We start from the raw sequence: 380 nt of genomic DNA on the forward strand, positions 1-380 counted from the left end.
TGCGGATCAAAGCTCGTTTGCCAGCTCCCCGCAGCTTTTCGCAGGCTACCGCGTCCTTCATCGCCTGTGATCGCCAAGGCATCCACCACATGCACTTGTTCGCTTGACCCTATAACGAGAGCGTCTTCCGATCCCCGCAGGAATCTTGATTCGCTTACGCTACAGGTTGAGTTCTCGCGTTTGTGCCGTATTCCAAGAGCATCTTTCGATACCCTTCTCATACTTGGATACAATCACTACCCATTTGATATCGTCCACGCCCATCTCATGAGACGCTTCCGATATCCCTTACTACTTCTTCCAGATTGTTAAAGATCGACAGCCGACTTTGCAGTCACACTGACTGGCGCACTCGCCAATGACAAACACCCCAACGATTG

1 rRNA gene is annotated in these 380 nt (G+C 51.3%); it reads right to left on the reverse strand.

What is annotated here, in order from left to right:
- A 23S ribosomal RNA gene (locus C9I57_RS32315) occupies positions 1-109 on the reverse strand; the annotation flags it as partial.
- Between the last annotated feature and the right edge of the window lie 271 nt (positions 110-380).

Source organism: Trinickia symbiotica (assembly GCF_003028655.1).
GTDB classification, from domain to species: Bacteria; Pseudomonadota; Gammaproteobacteria; order Burkholderiales; family Burkholderiaceae; genus Trinickia; species Trinickia symbiotica_A.